Annotated in this window: 16 protein-coding genes; 7 read left to right on the top strand and 9 right to left on the bottom strand. The window is 68.0% G+C overall.

Annotation, left to right across the window (positions count from 1 at the left end):
- Positions 1 to 19 precede the first annotated feature (19 nt).
- The 4 genes from B9N75_RS05755 to B9N75_RS05740 form a co-directional block, all read right to left on the bottom strand.
- Positions 20 to 1,558 carry a tetratricopeptide repeat protein gene (locus B9N75_RS05755; protein ID WP_157123713.1) on the bottom strand — a complete coding sequence of 513 codons (1,539 nt, stop codon included), beginning with the start codon at positions 1,556 to 1,558 and terminating at the stop codon, positions 20 to 22.
- Between the two features lie 52 nt (positions 1,559 to 1,610).
- Positions 1,611 to 2,141, bottom strand: a complete 531-nt coding sequence (locus tag B9N75_RS05750; protein ID WP_085217933.1) for a peroxiredoxin — start codon at positions 2,139 to 2,141, stop codon at positions 1,611 to 1,613.
- 63 nt (positions 2,142 to 2,204) lie between these two features.
- On the bottom strand, positions 2,205 to 2,711 hold the full coding sequence (locus B9N75_RS05745; RefSeq protein ID WP_085217932.1) for a thermonuclease family protein: 507 nt from the start codon (positions 2,709 to 2,711) through the stop codon (positions 2,205 to 2,207).
- 5 nt (positions 2,712 to 2,716) lie between these two features.
- The gene (locus B9N75_RS05740; protein WP_085217931.1) at positions 2,717 to 4,045 is read right to left on the bottom strand and encodes a dicarboxylate/amino acid:cation symporter; all 1,329 of its coding nucleotides are present in this window, start codon (positions 4,043 to 4,045) and stop codon (positions 2,717 to 2,719) included.
- A 113-nt stretch (positions 4,046 to 4,158) separates the two neighbouring features.
- Here B9N75_RS05740 and B9N75_RS05735 point away from each other — a divergent pair, with 113 nt between their 5' ends.
- A complete protein-coding gene (locus B9N75_RS05735; RefSeq protein WP_085217930.1) occupies positions 4,159 to 4,767 on the top strand; it encodes a YbhB/YbcL family Raf kinase inhibitor-like protein in 609 nt (202 codons plus the stop codon).
- Here the strand turns inward: B9N75_RS05735 and B9N75_RS05730 are convergent.
- Complete coding sequence (locus B9N75_RS05730) at positions 4,764 to 5,177, bottom strand: hypothetical protein (protein WP_157123712.1); 414 nt, start codon at positions 5,175 to 5,177, stop codon at positions 4,764 to 4,766. The two genes, B9N75_RS05735 and B9N75_RS05730, sit on opposite strands and share 4 nt — an antisense overlap.
- 160 nt (positions 5,178 to 5,337) lie before the next feature.
- Between B9N75_RS05730 and B9N75_RS05725 the strand changes: the two genes are divergently transcribed.
- From B9N75_RS05725 to B9N75_RS05710, 4 genes are read left to right on the top strand one after another with little or no spacing between them, the layout of a single operon-like run.
- Positions 5,338 to 6,789 carry a circularly permuted type 2 ATP-grasp protein gene (locus tag B9N75_RS05725; RefSeq protein ID WP_085217928.1) on the top strand — a complete coding sequence of 484 codons (1,452 nt, stop codon included), beginning with the start codon at positions 5,338 to 5,340 and terminating at the stop codon, positions 6,787 to 6,789.
- Positions 6,789 to 7,727: an alpha-E domain-containing protein gene (locus tag B9N75_RS05720; RefSeq protein WP_085217927.1), complete on the top strand. Its 939-nt coding sequence runs from the start codon at positions 6,789 to 6,791 to the stop codon at positions 7,725 to 7,727. The genes B9N75_RS05725 and B9N75_RS05720 overlap by 1 nt, the downstream gene beginning before the upstream one ends.
- Positions 7,727 to 8,563 (top strand): transglutaminase family protein, encoded by an 837-nt coding sequence (locus tag B9N75_RS05715; protein WP_085217926.1) that lies wholly within the window; start codon positions 7,727 to 7,729, stop codon positions 8,561 to 8,563. The genes B9N75_RS05720 and B9N75_RS05715 overlap by 1 nt, the downstream gene beginning before the upstream one ends.
- A gap of 24 nt (positions 8,564 to 8,587) precedes the next feature.
- Entirely contained in the window at positions 8,588 to 9,346 is a 759-nt protein-coding gene (locus B9N75_RS05710; protein ID WP_085217925.1) for a proteasome-type protease, read from the top strand.
- Positions 9,347 to 9,349: 3 nt separating this feature from the next.
- Here the strand turns inward: B9N75_RS05710 and B9N75_RS05705 are convergent, their stop codons facing one another.
- The gene (locus B9N75_RS05705; protein WP_085217924.1) at positions 9,350 to 10,123 is read right to left on the bottom strand and encodes an arginyltransferase; all 774 of its coding nucleotides are present in this window, start codon (positions 10,121 to 10,123) and stop codon (positions 9,350 to 9,352) included.
- Positions 10,124 to 10,245: 122 nt separating this feature from the next.
- Complete coding sequence (locus B9N75_RS05700) at positions 10,246 to 11,466, bottom strand: threonine ammonia-lyase (RefSeq protein WP_244552451.1); 1,221 nt, start codon at positions 11,464 to 11,466, stop codon at positions 10,246 to 10,248.
- 52 nt (positions 11,467 to 11,518) lie between these two features.
- Here B9N75_RS05700 and B9N75_RS05695 point away from each other — a divergent pair, with 52 nt between their 5' ends.
- Both B9N75_RS05695 and B9N75_RS05690 read left to right on the top strand, forming a co-directional pair.
- Complete coding sequence (locus B9N75_RS05695) at positions 11,519 to 12,385, top strand: NAD(P)-dependent oxidoreductase (RefSeq protein ID WP_085217922.1); 867 nt, start codon at positions 11,519 to 11,521, stop codon at positions 12,383 to 12,385.
- Positions 12,382 to 14,094, top strand: coding sequence for an amidohydrolase (locus B9N75_RS05690; RefSeq protein WP_085217921.1), 1,713 nt, complete (start codon positions 12,382 to 12,384; stop codon positions 14,092 to 14,094). The genes B9N75_RS05695 and B9N75_RS05690 overlap by 4 nt, the downstream gene beginning before the upstream one ends.
- A 4-nt stretch (positions 14,095 to 14,098) precedes the next feature.
- Here the strand turns inward: B9N75_RS05690 and B9N75_RS05685 are convergent, their stop codons facing one another.
- Entirely contained in the window at positions 14,099 to 15,205 is a 1,107-nt protein-coding gene (locus B9N75_RS05685; RefSeq protein WP_085217920.1) for a PLP-dependent transferase, read from the bottom strand.
- Positions 15,202 to 16,167: an alpha/beta fold hydrolase gene (locus tag B9N75_RS05680; protein ID WP_085217919.1), complete on the bottom strand. Its 966-nt coding sequence runs from the start codon at positions 16,165 to 16,167 to the stop codon at positions 15,202 to 15,204. Before B9N75_RS05680 ends, B9N75_RS05685 begins: the two co-directional genes overlap by 4 nt.
- Positions 16,168 to 16,169 lie beyond the last annotated feature (2 nt).

Below are 16,169 nucleotides of genomic sequence, written 5' to 3'. Positions count from 1 at the left end.
ACTCCCGGCTTGGCGGCCGCTATAGTGGTACCTTTTCGAGCTCGGGCGGTGCTTTAAGCTCGAAGTCCAGAACGCGCCCATATTTTGCGACTTCGCGGAGCAGCGCCGGGTCGCGCGCCAGCGCTTGTCGGGCGCGTATCGTACGCCCGGCCATCCCATCGTTCGGCGAAAAATCGCCCGGTTGCACAAAATTGATCGCGGACGCGCGCTGCGCGGGATCTTCCAGCGCCATGATGAGCGCATCGCGGGCATCGTTCGGACGATCGAGGCACAGCATCAGATCGGCGATCATGACGCGCCGGCTGGGGCCGATGATGTCTCGCGCTTTCAGCGCCTCCTCGGTCTCGCCGAGTTTCTGCAAGATGCAGGCGCGATGCAGCGCCATGGCTGCGAGAGCGCCGGCTCCCACTTCTTCGCGCCGCCTCAGCGCTTCCACTATGGTACGATCGATTTCCTGACGCGCCGCGTCGGCTTTGCCGGCGCGAAATAGGTACACGGCGCGGTTGCCGCTCAGGTTGAGGGCGTTGGTTTCGCCACCCAGAGGCCAGATCGCGAGCATCCTCTGGTACAATGCTTCGATATCGTCCCACCGATCCGCCCGTGCGAGCGCCGCCGCGATCGACGGAACAAGGAAGATCAGTCCGTCGTCGTCTTTCGGATCGATCTTGCGCTGCGTCAGCGGCAGCAGATCGCGAAGAATCGCATCGTAATGGCCGGCATCGAGAAGCGCATCGCCATAATCTTTTGCGGCATCCGCATTGTTCGATGCACGCCATCGGCCTTCGGCGGCGCGAAGATAAGGCTGCCACAACCTTCCGAGCTGCGGTCCGGCCCAGCGCTCGATGTCAGGCCATAAAGCCTCGTAGCGCCGATCCGAGAGCATCGTGTAAAGCTTGCCGGGCACTGCCACCGTCTCGACCAGCGCCCGGGCGCCCGCGACGTCGCCCGCGTCCATGCGTCCTTCGATTACCGCAGTTGCGAGGGTGGCGCGCTGCGCGAGATCGTCGGACATCCAGCCGATCTCCAGCAACTTTTCGCTTAGCCGGGCAAGCCGTCGGCGATCGTTGGCATCGCTGAGGCGGCTCATCAGGTTGCTGACCGAATAATCGTCAACCTGCAGGGCCGCGTCGGGGTTTATCTCGATCAGCCGCACGAGATAGTCGGCAGCAGGGCCGGGCCGATCCGAAAAGCTGTACAGCATGAATGCTAGCGCCAGCGGCGCTCCGTAGCCCGGAAGAAGGCGCACGCTCTCGTCGATCGCCGCACGTGCGGCCGGCTGCTGCGCCTTGTCGGAGAGGCAGCCGGCGCGCGCATACTGGATCAGACCGCGCGGCCGGCCAGGCGACGGCGTAAGCGCCAATGCCTTGTCGAGCGGAGCGAGCGTGCAGGGCGGCTGCACGCCTTCGCCCATCAAGGTCGCAATTTGCGACGCGGCATCGCCGCTCTCGAGAAGAACATCATATGGCGGAAGGTCGGAGAAGAAGCCGGGGACAGGTTGCGCGCCAACCGGCTGCCCCGCCAACAGCAACAGCGCTAGTCCGTACTTCTGCATCGTCACCTCTCCCCTAAAGAGAGGATAATGCCTTGTTCAGATAATGAAATGCCGAACTCTATTTCTGCTCGGCTCTCCACTTGCGGACGGCGGCCAACGTGTTCTTGACGTGGTCGCGGTGGCTCATGTCGCTGTGCGCGTAGAGGATGCGGCCTTGCGGCGAGATGACGTAGGAGGTGCGGTTGGAAAGCCCGACTTTCAGCGGCAGCGCGACATCATATTTGTCGATGAGGCTGTTGCCCGCCGATGCCACCGCGAACTTGTTGCGGCATTCCGAGACGCTGAACTTGGCGAGCTTGTCGATCGGATCGGCCGACATGCCGATCACCGTTGCGCCGAGCTTGTTGAAATCGTCGGTCGCCTCGGCGAATTCCTGCGCCTCGAGCGTGCAGCCGGGGGTGAAGGCGGCAGGGAAGAAATAGAGGACGACCGGCCCCTTCTTGAGCTGTTCGGCGAGGTGCAGCTTGAACACCTTGCCGGCGATCGCGCCGCGGGTCGTGAAATCGGGCGCGGGCGCGCCGACGGGGAGCGCCGCCGACGCCGGCATGGCAAACGACAGCAGCAAGGCGGCGAAGAGGGATTTGCGCATCGGGCTTCTCCTTCGAGTCGCGGCGGAGAATAGCGTGCGGGCGGACCCGCGCCAGTGGCCGCGTCAGCCCACGTTGGCGCGCCGCCAGTCGGCCGGGTGCTGATGATCACCGCGCCAGATGCCGCGTTTCGCCGCCTTCGCTTCCGCCATGACGTCGGGATGCGCGTCGAAACGGTCATCGCGCGCGCTTTCGGCGAACCCCGCCGCGACCATCGCGCGGGCGACATCGCCGGTGCCCGTCCGGCACGTCGCGAGCGCGCGGCCGTAGCGATCTTCCGCGCGCGATCGGCAATCGAGGCCGCCTGCCGCGACCAGGCGGACGAGCGTCTCGCGCGCGTCCTTGCCGCATGCCCATGCCGCGCCCGCACCGTCGCGGCATGTCTGGCGATATTCGGGCGCGTCGATCCCGGCGAGGCGGATTTCGACCCCGCCGACCCGAAGGCTGTCGCCGTCGATGACATGCACCGCGCTGCCGTCGGCGGCGGTGATCGACTGCTCGCGCCCGCGCTCGAACCAGATCGCGAGCGCGACCATCGCACCGAACAGCAGGAGATTGAGGAAGGCGCGCATCACGTTCAGACGGGAACGTCGCTCCGCCCCTCGATCTGCAGCGCGTCGCTCTCCCGCTCGGTGAACGCGCCGCCCTCGCCGCGGAAGGCGGCATGGAGCCGGTCGAGATCGACCGCCCGCTCCCAGCGCGCGACGACGATCGTCGCCACCGCATTGCCGATGAAGTTGGTGAGCGCGCGGCATTCCGACATGAAGCGATCGACCCCGAGGATCAGCGCCATCCCCGCCACCGGCACCGCGGGCACCACCGAGAGCGTCGCGGCGAGCACGATGAAGCCCGATCCGGTGACCCCTGCCGCGCCCTTGGACGAGAGGATCGCCACCGCCATCAACAGCAGTTGGTCGGCCAGCGTCAGCGGCGTGTCGGTCGCCTGCGCGATGAAGAGCGCGGCCATGCACATGTAGATGTTCGTGCCGTCGAGGTTGAACGAATAACCGGTGGGCACCACCAGCCCGACGATCGGCTTGGGGCAGCCCGAGCGCTCCAGTTTCTCCATCAGCAGCGGCATCGCGCTTTCGGAACTGGAGGTGCCGAGCACCAGCAGCAGCTCATCCTTGATGTAGCGGATGAGCGCGAACAGCGAGAAGCCCGCGGCGCGCGCGACGAGGCCGAGCACGACCACCACGAACAGCAGCGACGTGACGTAGAAGGTGACGATCAGCCCGGCGAGATTGGCGAGCGTGCCGATGCCATATTCGCCGATGGTGAAGGCCATCGCGCCGAACGCACCGATCGGCGCGGCATACATCAGGATGTGCACCATCCGGAACACGACCGCGGTGAGCGTGCGGAGCGTGCCGAGCAGCTTCTCGCCCCGCTCGCCGATCAGCGCCAGCGCGACGCCGAACAAGATCGCGATGAACAGCACCTGCAATATCTCGCCCGAGGTGAAGGCGCTGATCGCAGTGTCGGGGATCATGTGGAGGACGAACTCGGTGATCGTCCGCTCCTGCGCCGCCTTGACGTAATTGCCGACCGCGCCTTGATCGAGCGTCGCCGGATCGATGTGGAGCCCGTCGCCCGGCCGGACGATATTGGCGACGATCAGCCCGACGGCGAGCGCCAGCGTCGAGAAGGTGAGGAAATAGGCCATCGCCTTTGCGCCGACCCGGCCGAACGCCTTGAGATCGGACATGCCGGCGATGCCGGTGACGACGGTGAGGAAGATCACCGGGGTGATGATCATCTTGACGAGCTTGATGAACCCGTCGCCCAGCGGCTTCAGCGACTGGCCGAACGCCGGATGCAGCCAGCCGACGAGAATGCCGAGCGCGATGCCGACCAGCACCTGGAAATAGAGCGTCCGATAGAACGGCCGCGACGCCTGCGCCATAACGCCCCCTCTTCGGCTTGCGCGCGCACTTTAAGGCCGGCGCGGTGGCGGGCAATCGCTTTCGGGAGCCATCCGCGGCGCGGTCGGTTCTGTCTCCTTCAAGGAGGGACCGAATGCTCGAACATGTTCCCGAGTGGCTGGGCCGCGCGCTGAAGGGCGTGCGCGCGGGCGCGGACAAGCTGGTGATCGCCGACGCGTCGCTCGGCGCCGGCTTCGCCGCGATCCGGTTGCACAGCCCCGCCTTCGCCGACGGCGGGCGCATCCCGGACCGGTTCACCGCCGACGGCGCGGGCCTGTCGCCGCCGCTGCTGTGGGACAACGTGCCGGACGAAACGCGGTCGATCGCGCTGATCGTCGAGGATCCCGATGCGCCGGCGCCGCAGCCCTTCGTCCACGCCGTCGCCTTCGACATCGACCCCGGCGAGCGCGCGCTGGCGGAAGGCGCGATCGGCGAAGACGCGTCCTTCGGCGTCGGCCGCAACAGCTTCGGCAATGACGAATGGCTGCCGCCCGATCCGCCGACCGGCCACGGCGAGCATCGCTATGCGTTTCAACTCTTCGCACTATCCGCGCCGGTCGATCCCGGCGACGATCCGGGCCGCAAGGCGCTGGTCGAGGCGATGGCGGGCAAGGTGCTCGCCGCAGGCCTCCTCACCGGCACCTACGCCCGCGGCGAACCCGCCCCGCTCCAGCGCGGCGGTGCGGCGGTGCCAGCACGCTAATCCGCCGGCTGCGCCACCGCGTCGAGCAGGGCCGCCGTCGCGACGTACAGGCGCTCGCTTTGTTCGATCGGGAGCATCTCGCCGAGCAGGCGGTAGAGGCCGCAGCGGTCGCCGCGGCCGATATGGCCGAGCATCTGGACCAGCGTCGCTTCGTCGAAGCTCAGGCGTCCGCAGCAGGGCGGGCTGACGATGAAGGGGTCGGGCCAGGCCGCGCCTACCGCTTCCATGAACAGCCAGAAGCGGACCGCCGCTTCCTCCGATCCGAGCCGTTCGGCGATCGCGCTTGAGGGATTGCAGCCACGTTTGCGCAGGCTCACCCACCAGCGCATCGTGACGATCATCGCGCGATGCGGCTCGTCGAGGCAGCCGATGCACGGGGTTCGGGTCAGCACGGCAAGATCGGTGGTCATCAGGATCAACCCTCCAGGTCACCACGCTATTGCGAAACGTTATCAATATCAAGCGCTGATTGCTCCTTGCGCGGCCGTGAAGATTTCGACCGGCAGTTTTGCGCGATGAACAATCGTGGCATGACGGTGTTGAAGCTTTGAGCTTCGCAACCGGGGGACAATGGGCAAGACGCCGTTCGACGAATTATGGGGGGTCAGCCGCGGCCGAAGGGCGCGCGACGGGCTGGAGCCGCTTGCCGACTGGCTTACGGGCACGCCGCGCGCCGAGCTCGACCGGCGCCAGCAGTCCGCGGAAAGCGCCTTCCACAATCTCGGCATCACCTTCGCCGTCTACGGCGACGACGAGGCGGCGGAGCGGATCATCCCGTTCGACATCGTACCGCGCGTGTTTACCGCGGGAGAATGGTCGCGCCTCTCGGCCGGGCTCGAACAGCGCGTCGCCGCGATCAACGCTTTCATTGATGACGTGTATGGTGCGCGGCAGATATTGAAGGACGGCGTCGTTCCGGCAGACATCGTGCTCGGCAACAGCCAGTTCTGCATCGCCGTCGCCGGCGCGCGGCCGCCGCACGGCGTCTATGCGCACATCTGCGGCATCGATCTTGTGCGCACCGGACCCGACGACTTCTTCGTGCTGGAAGACAATGCGCGTACGCCGTCGGGCGTCAGCTACATGATCGAGAATCGCGAGGCGATGATCCGGCTCTGCCCCGAGCTGTTCGACATCTTCCCGGTGCTGGCGGTCGACACCTACCCCGATCTGCTGCGCGACACGCTCTATTCGGTGGCGCCGCACGGCACCCGCAACCCGACCTGCGTGCTGCTCACTCCCGGCCACTTCAACAGCGCCTTCTACGAGCACAGCTTCCTTGCCGATTACATGGGAATCGAGCTGGTCGAGGGCACCGATCTGGAGGTCGACGACGATTTCGTCTGGATGCGGACGATCGAGGGCCGGGTCCGGGTCGACGTCATATATCGCCGCGTCGACGACGCCTTCCTCGATCCGCTTACTTTCCGCGCCGATTCGATGCTCGGCGTGCCGGGGCTGATGGCGGCCTATCTCGCCGGCAACGTCACCATCGCCAATGCGCCCGGCACCGGCATTGCCGACGACAAGGCGATCTACAGCTACATGCCGGAGATCGTCCGCTATTATTCGGGCGGCGAGGCGAAGCTCCCCAACGTCGAGACCTGGCGCTGCCGCGAGCCCGAAGCGCTCGGCTACGTGCTCGATCACCTCGACGAGCTGGTGGTGAAGCTGGTCGACGGATCGGGCGGCTACGGCATGCTCGTCGGCCCGACCGCCAGCAAGGCGGAGATCGAGCAGTTCCGATTGGCGCTGAAGGCCGAGCCGCACCGCTATATCGCACAGCCGACGCTTGCGCTCTCGACGGTGCCGACGCTTGCCGAAAAGGGCATCACCCCGCGCCATGTCGATTTCCGCCCCTTCGTGCTGACCGGCGCGGACGGGGTAACCATCGTCCCCGGCGGGCTCACCCGGGTGGCGCTCCGCGAGGGGTCGCTGGTGGTCAATTCGAGCCAGGGCGGCGGCACCAAGGACAGTTTCATCCTCGCCGCGCCTGGCGAGCACGGCACGGTGCAACGCTGATGCTCGCGCGCACCGGACAGGCGCTCTACTGGATCGGCCGCTACATGGAGCGTGCCGAATTCACTGTGCGGCTGCTGGAGGCGACGATCCGCCTCCATTCGCTCGTCGGCGCGGGCGGCGCCGATCTCGGGCCCTGGCAGAGCGCGCTCGACGTCGCGGGCGCAGGCCCCGCATATGCCGCCACCGGCGAGAGCCTCGGTGCTTTCAACGTCAGCCGATACCTGACGCTTGCCGACGAAAACCCCAATTCTGTGCGCGCCAGCATCCAGGGCGCGCGCGAGAATGCCCGGTCGGCGCGCAACGACATCACCCGAGAGCTTTGGGAGGCGATCAACCGCACATGGACGAATGTCCGCGACCGATCGAGTCCGGGCGGCGCGCAGGCGACCAACGCGCTGGTCGATGCATTGAAGGCCGATGCCCGCGGCTTCGAGGGCGCACTGTCTCGGATGCTGCGCAGCGAGGCCTATTGGCTTATGCGGCTTGGCGCGGTGATCGAGCGCGCCGACAACACGGCGCGCCTGCTCGACGTCAAATATTATCTCATCCTGCCCGAGGGCGAACAGATCGGCGGCGTGCTCGATCGCGACCAGTGGACGACGATCCTGCAGACCGTCTCGGCGCGCAACGCCTATCGCTTTCTCTATCGCCAGACGCCCAAGCCCTGGCTTGTCGCCGAGTTGCTGATTTTCCGCCAGGAACTGCCCCGCTCGCTCGCCTCGGCCGCGGCGGAGGCGGTGGCGCTGCTCGCCGCATTCGGCGACCGCACCGGGCGGCAGGGCGAGGCGGACCGGCTCGCGCGGCGCCGTCTCAACGAGCTGGAGGAAGGCGACATCGATACCCTGTTCCGCGCGGGCCTCCACGAATCGCTGCAGCGCTTCATCGGCGAGAATGCCGCGCTCGACGCCGCCATCGCCCAGCAGTTCCGGTTCGTCTGATGCGTCTCGCCGTCCAGTATGACACCCGCTACCGCTACGACACGCCGCCCAAGCGCGTCGTCCAGCTCATGCGCGTCACGCCGCTCAGCTTCTCGTCGCAGAACGTGCTCGAATGGCGAATCGACGTCGATTGCGACGCGCGGCTGCGCGAGCATCGCGACGGCTACGGCAACATCGTCCACATGCTCTACGTCGATGCCGAGATCGACCACCTCGCCGTCACTGTGAGTGGCCGGGTGCTGACCGAGGACAGCGCCGGGGTGATCGCCGGCCTGCCGCACGATCTGCCGCCCGCCGTCTTCCTGCGGGAGACAGCGCTGACCCACCCCAGCGCCGGCATACGCGGCCTCGCCCATGCCCTCGAAGCGAAAGGCGGACCGACGCTCGATCGGCTGCACCGGCTCAACGCCGCGCTCCACGAACGGCTGACCTTCGATACCGACAACACCGATCCGGGGACGACGGCGACCGAGGCGTTCGATGCCGGCCACGGCGTCTGCCAGGACTTCGCGCATATCTTCATCGCGGTGGCGCGGACGATGGGGATTCCCGCGCGCTACATCTCGGGCCATCTGTTTCGCCGCGACGGCGCAGTGCATCAGCCCGCGGCGCACGCCTGGACGGAGGCGTGGATCGACGGCCTCGGCTGGACTGCATTCGATCCCACCAACGGCATCAGCGCCGACGACGCCTATATCCGCGTCGCCGGCGGGCTCGACTATCGCGAGGCGGCGCCTTTCGTCGGGTCGCGGAACGGCGGCGGCGGAGAAAGTCTGGCGGTTGAGGTTGAAGTGCGGCTAGCAAGGGCGCAGGCACAGGCCCAGACGCAAAGCTGACGGGCGGCGCCAGAAGGGGATCGCATGACCTATTGCCTCGGTATGCTGCTGGACGCGGGGCTCGTCCTGATGGCCGACACGCGCACCAACGCGGGCATCGACAATTTCTCCTCGTTCAAGAAGCTCCACGTCCTTGCCGACGATCGCGACCGGCAGATCTTCGCCTGCTCGGCGGGCAGCCTGTCGATCAGCCAGTCGGTGATCGGCCTGATCCACGAAGGCCTGCCCACCGGCGACGGCGAGATGACGCGGACGTTGAAGCGCGCGACCTCCATGTTCCGCGTCGCCCAACTGGTTGGCGAGGCAGTGCAGATCGCCAGTCAGACTGTCGGCGCTGCGCTGGCGACGATCAACGCGTCGAGTTCGGTCTCGCTGCTGCTGGGCGGCCGCGTCGGCAAGGCGCCGCCGGCGCTCTACCTCATCTACAACGCCGGCAATTTCATCGAGTGCAAGGCGGACGTCCCCTTCCTCCAGATCGGCGAGACCAAATATGGCAAGCCGATCCTCGACCGCGGTCTGGACTACGAGACGCCGCTGCACGAGGCGGTGAAGGTGGGCTTCCTCTCGTTCGACAGCGCGATGCGATCCAACCTCGGCGTCGCGCGGCCGATCGACCTGCTGGTGATGCCGAGCGACGCGCGGCAAGGCGTGTTCCAGCGCCGGATCGAGCCCGACGACGAATATTTCAACGATTTGTCGATGCGCTGGGCGGCCTATCTCCACGAGGCCACCGGCGCGATCCCCAACCCGCCCTGGCTGCCGGACGCGATCGTCGACGAATGAGATTCAGGCGCTGACCGAGGCGCCCAACGGCAGTTCGCGCTGCTCCGGCTCGAAGCGGGTCCAGCCGCCGGGGCCGAGCCGCTCCATCGGGCGGAAGCGCGTCTTGTAGGCCATGCGCTTCGATCCCTCGACCCAATAGCCGAGATAGACATAGGGCAGCCCCGCGCGGCCGGCGCGGACGATATGATCGAGGATGATATAGGTGCCGAGCCCGCTCCGCCCCTCATGCTCGGGCTCGAAGAAGCTGTAGATCATGGAGAGGCCGTCGGCCTGCTGATCGGTGAGGCAGGCACCGACGAGGCGCCCCGGACGACCACCCTCGGACGGCTCGCGATATTCGACGACATAGGTCTTCACCGGGCTCTGCTCGACCATATCGGCGAAGTCGCTCTCGTCCATGCCGACCATCCCGCCGCCCGGATGGCGCGCGTTGAGATAGCGGCGGAGCAGGTCATATTGCTCCTGCGTGGTCCACGGCTTGCACGCGGTGACTTCGAGGTCCGCGTGGCGGCGGATCAGCCGGCGCTGGGTGGTGTTGGGCTGGAACTCGCCGGTCAGCACGCGCACCGAAATGCACGCCTGGCAATCGATGCAGCTCGGCCGGTAGGCGACCCCTTGGCTGCGGCGGAAGCCGATGCGGCCGAGCGCATCGTTGAGCTCGTGCGCATGCTGGCCGTTGAGTTCGGTGAACACCTTCCGCTCGGTCTTGCCGGGCAGATAGGGACACGCCGTCGGCGTGGTCACGAAGAAGCGGGGAAAGCGGAACGGTGCGGTCACCGGGGCTCCGGGTACGAGTGGTCTCAGACGGACGTTATGCGCCCGCCGCGCGCGGTTGCAAAGATGCGGGAGCACGCAAAATCGGCTGCCGCGGCCGGGCGTTCCGCGGCGGGACGGTCGGGCTAGTGAATCTCTACCGGATGGACGTTGAACCCGGCCTCGCCGAGCGCGGCGACGAGCGTGTCGAGATGCGCCTTGTCGCGCGCCTCGCATTCGATGTCGATGAAGGCGTCCTTCGCCGGCAGGTTGGTGAACACGCGCTGGTGATAGACCTCGACGATATTGACCTGCTGCTGCTCGAACAGCCTGACCACCGAGAACAGCGCGCCGGGCCGGTCATGGAGCTGGACGCGGAGCCGCGCCATCCGTCCCGATCGCGCGAGATCGCGGAGCAGCACGGTGGCGAGCAGCCGCGTGTCGATATTGCCGCCGGTGACGACCAGCCCGACGTTGCGCCCGCGGAACCGTTCCGGATGGGTGAGCAGCGCGGCGAGGCCGGTGGCGCCTGCGCCTTCCGCCACCGTCTTCTCGATCTGGACGAGGAGGCTGACCGCGGTCTCGATCGCGCGCTCGGGCACCAGCAGGATTTCGTCGACCAGATCGGCGACCATTTGGCGGGTGAGATCGCCCGGCCGCTTGACCGCGATCCCCTCGGCGATCGTGTCGCCCGACGACGGCATCTCGCGCCCCTCGATATGCGCGTACATGCTGGGATAAAGCTCGGCCTGCGCACCCACGACGGCGATGTCCGGCTTCACCGCCTTCGCCGCCGCGGCCATGCCCGAGATGAGGCCGCCGCCGCCAATCGGCACGACCAAGGTGTCGATGTTAGGCGCGTCGTCCAGCATCTCCAGCGCGACCGTGCCTTGGCCGGCGATCACCGCCGGATCGTCGAACGGGTGGACGAAGGTGAGGCCGAGTTCGCCCTCCATCTCGCGCGCCTTGGCATAGGCTTCGTCGAACAGCTCGCCGTGCAGCACCACGGTGGCGCCATGGCCCTCGGTCTGCACCACCTTCATCGTCGGCGTCGGCTTGGGCATAACGATGGTGACGGGAACGCCGAGCCGGCGGCCGTGATAGGCGACGGCCTGCGAATGATTGCCCGCCGACGCCGCGATCACGCCGCGCCGCCGCGTCGCCTCGTCCAGCAGCAGCAGTTTGTTGAGCGCGCCGCGCTCCTTGTAGGCGGCGGTGAACTGGAGATTCTCGAACTTCAGCCAGACATTGGCGCCGGTGAGATCGGACAGCGTGCGGCTGAGCAGGGTGGGCGTGCGCACCACCGCGCCCGCGATGCGGTCCGCCGCGGCGCGGATGTCGGCGATGCCGGGAGCGTCTGAGGCCATGCGCGCGCCTAGCATCTGGCGCGCCGCGCCAACAGGCCCTATCGCCGGGGCGATGGCACGGATCGCATTCCTGGGATTGGGCGTGATGGGGGCGCCGATGGCGCGGCATCTCGCCGCCGCGGGGCACAGCCTCGTCGTCCACAATCGCAGCCCGGAAAAGGCGCGCGCATGGGTGCAGGCGCATGGCGGCAGCCATGCCGCGACGCCGGCCGCGGCGGCGGGTGGCGCCGATGCCGTCATCGCCTGCGTCGGCACCGACGAGGATGTCGACCGGGTGACGCAAGGCCCCGACGGCGCGTTCCGCAACATGAGTGCGGGCACGCTCTTCATCGATCACACCACCGTCTCCGCCCGCATCGCGCGCAAGATCGCGGAGGCCGGGCGGCGGCAGGGCATCGCCTGCGTCGACGCTCCGGTGTCGGGCGGACAGGCGGGGGCCGAGAACGGCACGCTGGCCGCGATGTGCGGCGGCACCGAGGAGGCGATCGGCGCGGCCCGGCCGCTGATGGAAGCCTACTCAGCGCGGATCGTCCATGTCGGGCCGGACGGCGCCGGGCAGCTCACCAAGATGGTCAACCAGATCGCCATCGCCGGCGTGCTGCAGGGGCTGTCCGAAGCGGTGCATTTCACCAAGGCCGCCGGGCTCGATCCGGACAAGGTGCTGGAAGCGGTGTCGGGCGGCGCAGCGCAGAGCTGGCAGATGGTCAACCGCTGGGACACGATGATGCGCGGCGAGTTTGATTTCGGCTTTGCGATCGACTGGATGCGCAAGGATCTCGGCCTCGCGCTCGACGAGGCGCGGCGCAACGGCGCCAGCCTGCCGATGGCCGCGCTGGTCGACCAATTCTATGCCGAAGTGCAGGCGATGGGCGGCGCCCGTCAGGACACCTCGGCGCTGGTGAGAAGGCTCAACGAATGAAGAACCGTGAACTCCCCTCCCTGTTTGCAGGGAGGGGCCGGGGGTGGGTGCGAGCCGCCACAGCGGCGCTCGCGGCGCTTTTGCTTGCGCCCGCCGCCTCTGCCGACACGCTGGTCGACAACGTCAAGGGCTACACCCTCAACGAGCGCGGCGTGTTGGTGACGTTCGAGGCGCTGCTGGTGGGCACCGACGGGCGGGTGAAGCAGCTCTTACGCAAGGGCGACCGGCGGCCCGACCGCCCCGACTACCGGCTCGACGGCCGCGGCCGGGTGATGATCCCCGGCCTCATCGACGGCCACGGCCATGTCCTCGGCCTCGGTTTCCAGGCGATGCAGCTCGACCTCAGCGACACCCGATCGCTCGAGGAGGCGCAGGTGAAGATCGCCGCCTTTGCCGCCGCCAACCCGAGCCCGCGCTGGATCGTCGGGCGCGGCTGGAACCAGGAGCGCTGGAATCTCGGCCGCTTCCCCACCGCCGCCGATATCGACGCGGTGGTGCGCGACCGGCCGGTGTGGCTGGAGCGTATCGACGGCCATGCCGGCTGGGCGAACAGCGCAGCGATGGAAGCGGCCAAGATCACCGCCGCCAGCAAGGCTCCTACGGGCGGCAAGATCGAGATGGCGGGCAAGGCGCCGAGCGGCGTCTTCATCGATGCCGCGATGGAGCTGGTCGGCAAGGCCGTGCCGCCGCCGCTGCCGCGCACCCGCGACGAGGCGCTCGCCAAATCGCAGGAGATCATGCTGAGCCAGGGGCTCACTTCGGTCGCCGACATGGGAACGAACGTCGAGGATTGGAGCGCGATGCGCCGCGCGGGCGACGCCAATCGCCTCCGCGTCCGCATCCTCTCCTATGCGATGGGCCTCGATCCTCTGCTGTCGATCGCCGGCGCCGGGCCGACGCCGTGGCTCTACGACGGGCGGCTGAGGATGATCGGCGTCAAGCTCTATAGCGACGGTGCGCTGGGCTCGCGCGGCGCGTGGCTGAAGGCGCCCTATCAGGATTCTCCCAAGGAGAGCGGCCTCGGCTTCAACAGCGATGCCGAGATCCGCAATTTGATGAGCCGCGCCGCGATGGACAATTTCCAGGTCGCCGTCCACGCGATCGGCGACAAGGCCAACGAGCAATTGCTCGGCGCGATCGAGGAGCTGGCCGAAACCTACAAGGGCGACCGCCGCTGGCGCATCGAACATGCGCAGATCATCGACCCGACGGACATCGCGCGGTTCGGCCGCAATTCGATCATCGCCTCGATGCAGCCGGTGCACGAGGCGTCGGACTGGCGGATGGCCGAGGCGCGGATGGGCCGCGAGCGGCTGGGCGGCGCTTATGCCTGGGCGACAATGCTGCAGAACAAGGTGCCGCTCGCCTTCGGCTCCGATTTCCCGGTCGAATCGCCCAACCCCTTCCACGGCCTCGCCGTCGCCGTGACGCGCGAGGATGCGGAAGGGCAGCCGCCGGGCGGGTGGATGCCCGAGCAGAAGCTAACGATGGAGCAGGCCTTCGCCGGTTTCACTACCGGCGCGGCGTTCGCCGGCTTCGCCGAGGAGAGGCTCGGCAGCCTCCAGCCCGGCCGCCTCGCCGATTTCCTGCTCATCGACCGCGACATCTTCACTGTCCCCCCGCGCGACGTCCGCGACACTCAGGTGCTCGAAACGTGGGTGGGCGGCCGCAAAGCCTGGGAGCGCAGCAAGGGCGCGGTGACGCGCTAAGGCGTCAGCCGAGCGCCGCGATCCCGCGGGCGAGATCGGCGATGATATCGTCGGGCGCTTCCAGCCCGACCGACAGGCGCAGCAGATCGGGTGCAATGCCGGCTTCGGCCTGCGCTTCGGGTGGCATTCCGCGATGAGTCATCGTCGAAGGCTTGCAGATCAGCGTCGCGTAGCCGCCAAGCGACGAGGCGAGGGTGAGGAGGTTCAGACCCGTCAGGAAGGCCGCAGCGTCACCTGCCAGCTCGAAGCTCAGCATGAAGCCGTCACCGGGATAATGGAGTGCGGCGATCGCCGGCTGCTCGGCAAGCCATGCATGGACGGCGCGCGCGCTGGCTTCCATCCGCTCAATGCGCAGCGGCAGCGTCCGCAGCCCGCGCAACGTCTGCCAGCATTCGTGCGCGGAAGCGGACAGCCCCGCCGCATTGGCCCACCATTCGATCCGCTCGACCAGCGCCGAATCCTTTGCCAGCAGCGCGCCGCCGAACAGGTCCGCGTGGCCGTTGAGCGCCTTGGTGGTGGAATGCATGACGAGATCGCAGCCAAGATCGAGCGGCCGCTGGCGGCATGGCGTCATCACCGTATTGTCGGCGCAGACGAGCGCGCCCGCCGCCCGCGCCGCGCCCGCGCGGCGCGCGATGTCGGTGACGCGAAGCAGCGGATTGCTCGGCGTTTCGATCCAGACGAGTGCAGGCCCCCACGCCATCGCCGCGTCGAAGGCGGCATCGTCCGCCATGTCGACGAAGCGCGTGACGAGTTTGCCGTCCGCCTCCAGTCCGCTCAGCAGCCGGTAAGTGCCGCCATAGCAATCGTGCGGGGCGACGACCCGCGCGCCTGCCGGAAGCAGCAACGTCGCGAGCAGCACGGCAGACTGGCCCGACGCCGTCGCCGCGCCGCCCGCCGCGCCCTCCAGCGCCGCCAGCGCCTCGATCAGCAGTGCGCGGTTCGGGTTGACGGTGCGCGAATAATCATAGGCCGGCTTGGTAGCGGCATCCGGCCATTCGTAGGTGTCGGAGGCGAACAGCGGCGGCGTCAGGCTGCCGTAGCCGGGATCGGATCGCACGCCGGCGCTGGCGACGATCGTGGCGGCGCTGCGCGTATCGGGCGCGGTCATGCGGACTCCTCCAAAAATGGCGCGATCAACGCCGAAATCGCATCGGCATCCTTCAGGAACATGTCATGGCCATAGGCCGAGTGACGGAGAACGAGGCGCGCGTTTGCGCCGATGCCCCCGGCCAGCGCCTCCATCTGCGACGGCGGCACGAGCAGGTCGCTCGTCGCGCCGATGAGCAGGCTCGGCACCGCGATCTTCGCCGGCTCCGCGACATGCCGGTCGATGGCGGCGGAAAGGCTGAGGAAGCGTTCGGGCGACATGACCTGGTGATAGACGTCGCCGCGCGCGCGGAGATAGGTGCCGGGCTGGGTGCATTCGAGCACGTCGTCGCCCGATATGCCGCCTTCGAACCGGTCGGCGAATTCCTCGCGGGTGCGATAGGTGAGCATCGCCATGCCGCGCGCGATCGACAGCGCTTCCTGTCCGCGCCCCGCCGCGAGGCCGAGCGCGACGGTGCGCCGCTGCAGCTCGCGGATCGCGGTGGAGGCCGGATGCGCGCGGGCATCCGCGGAGATCGCGACCAGCCGCGCGCAGCGATCCGGATAGTCCTGCGCGAAGCGCATGGCGATCATCCCGCCATAGGATGCTCCGACCGCGGCGTGGACGCGCGCGATCCCGGCCGCATCGAGCGCGGCGGCGATCAGCGCGGCGACATCGGCGCTGGCGGGGGCTCGACGACCCTCCGGATCAGACACGAAATCCATGCCGAGTATACGCCAGCGTGCGGGATCGAGCGCGCTGCCAGCACCGGCGACGCCCGGCCACCACCCCGCGCCGCCGTCGGGGCGCACCGCCGGAAAGCGATTAGCCGATATGCCGCCGAGCACGAGGACCACCGGCGCGCTCTCCGGGCCCGCGATCGCGAACGCCGCCGCATCCCCGAAACCTGCGAGCGCGCCGGTAAGCGGCACCGTGAAGGCGCGGACCGGTGTGTCCGGCAGCAGGTCGATCGGACGATGCATCG

The organism is Allosphingosinicella indica (assembly GCF_900177405.1).
Classification (GTDB): domain Bacteria; phylum Pseudomonadota; class Alphaproteobacteria; order Sphingomonadales; family Sphingomonadaceae; genus Allosphingosinicella; species Allosphingosinicella indica.
The sequence above is the reverse complement of the archived record's forward strand: the minus strand, read 5'-3'. Positions and strand labels throughout refer to the sequence as shown.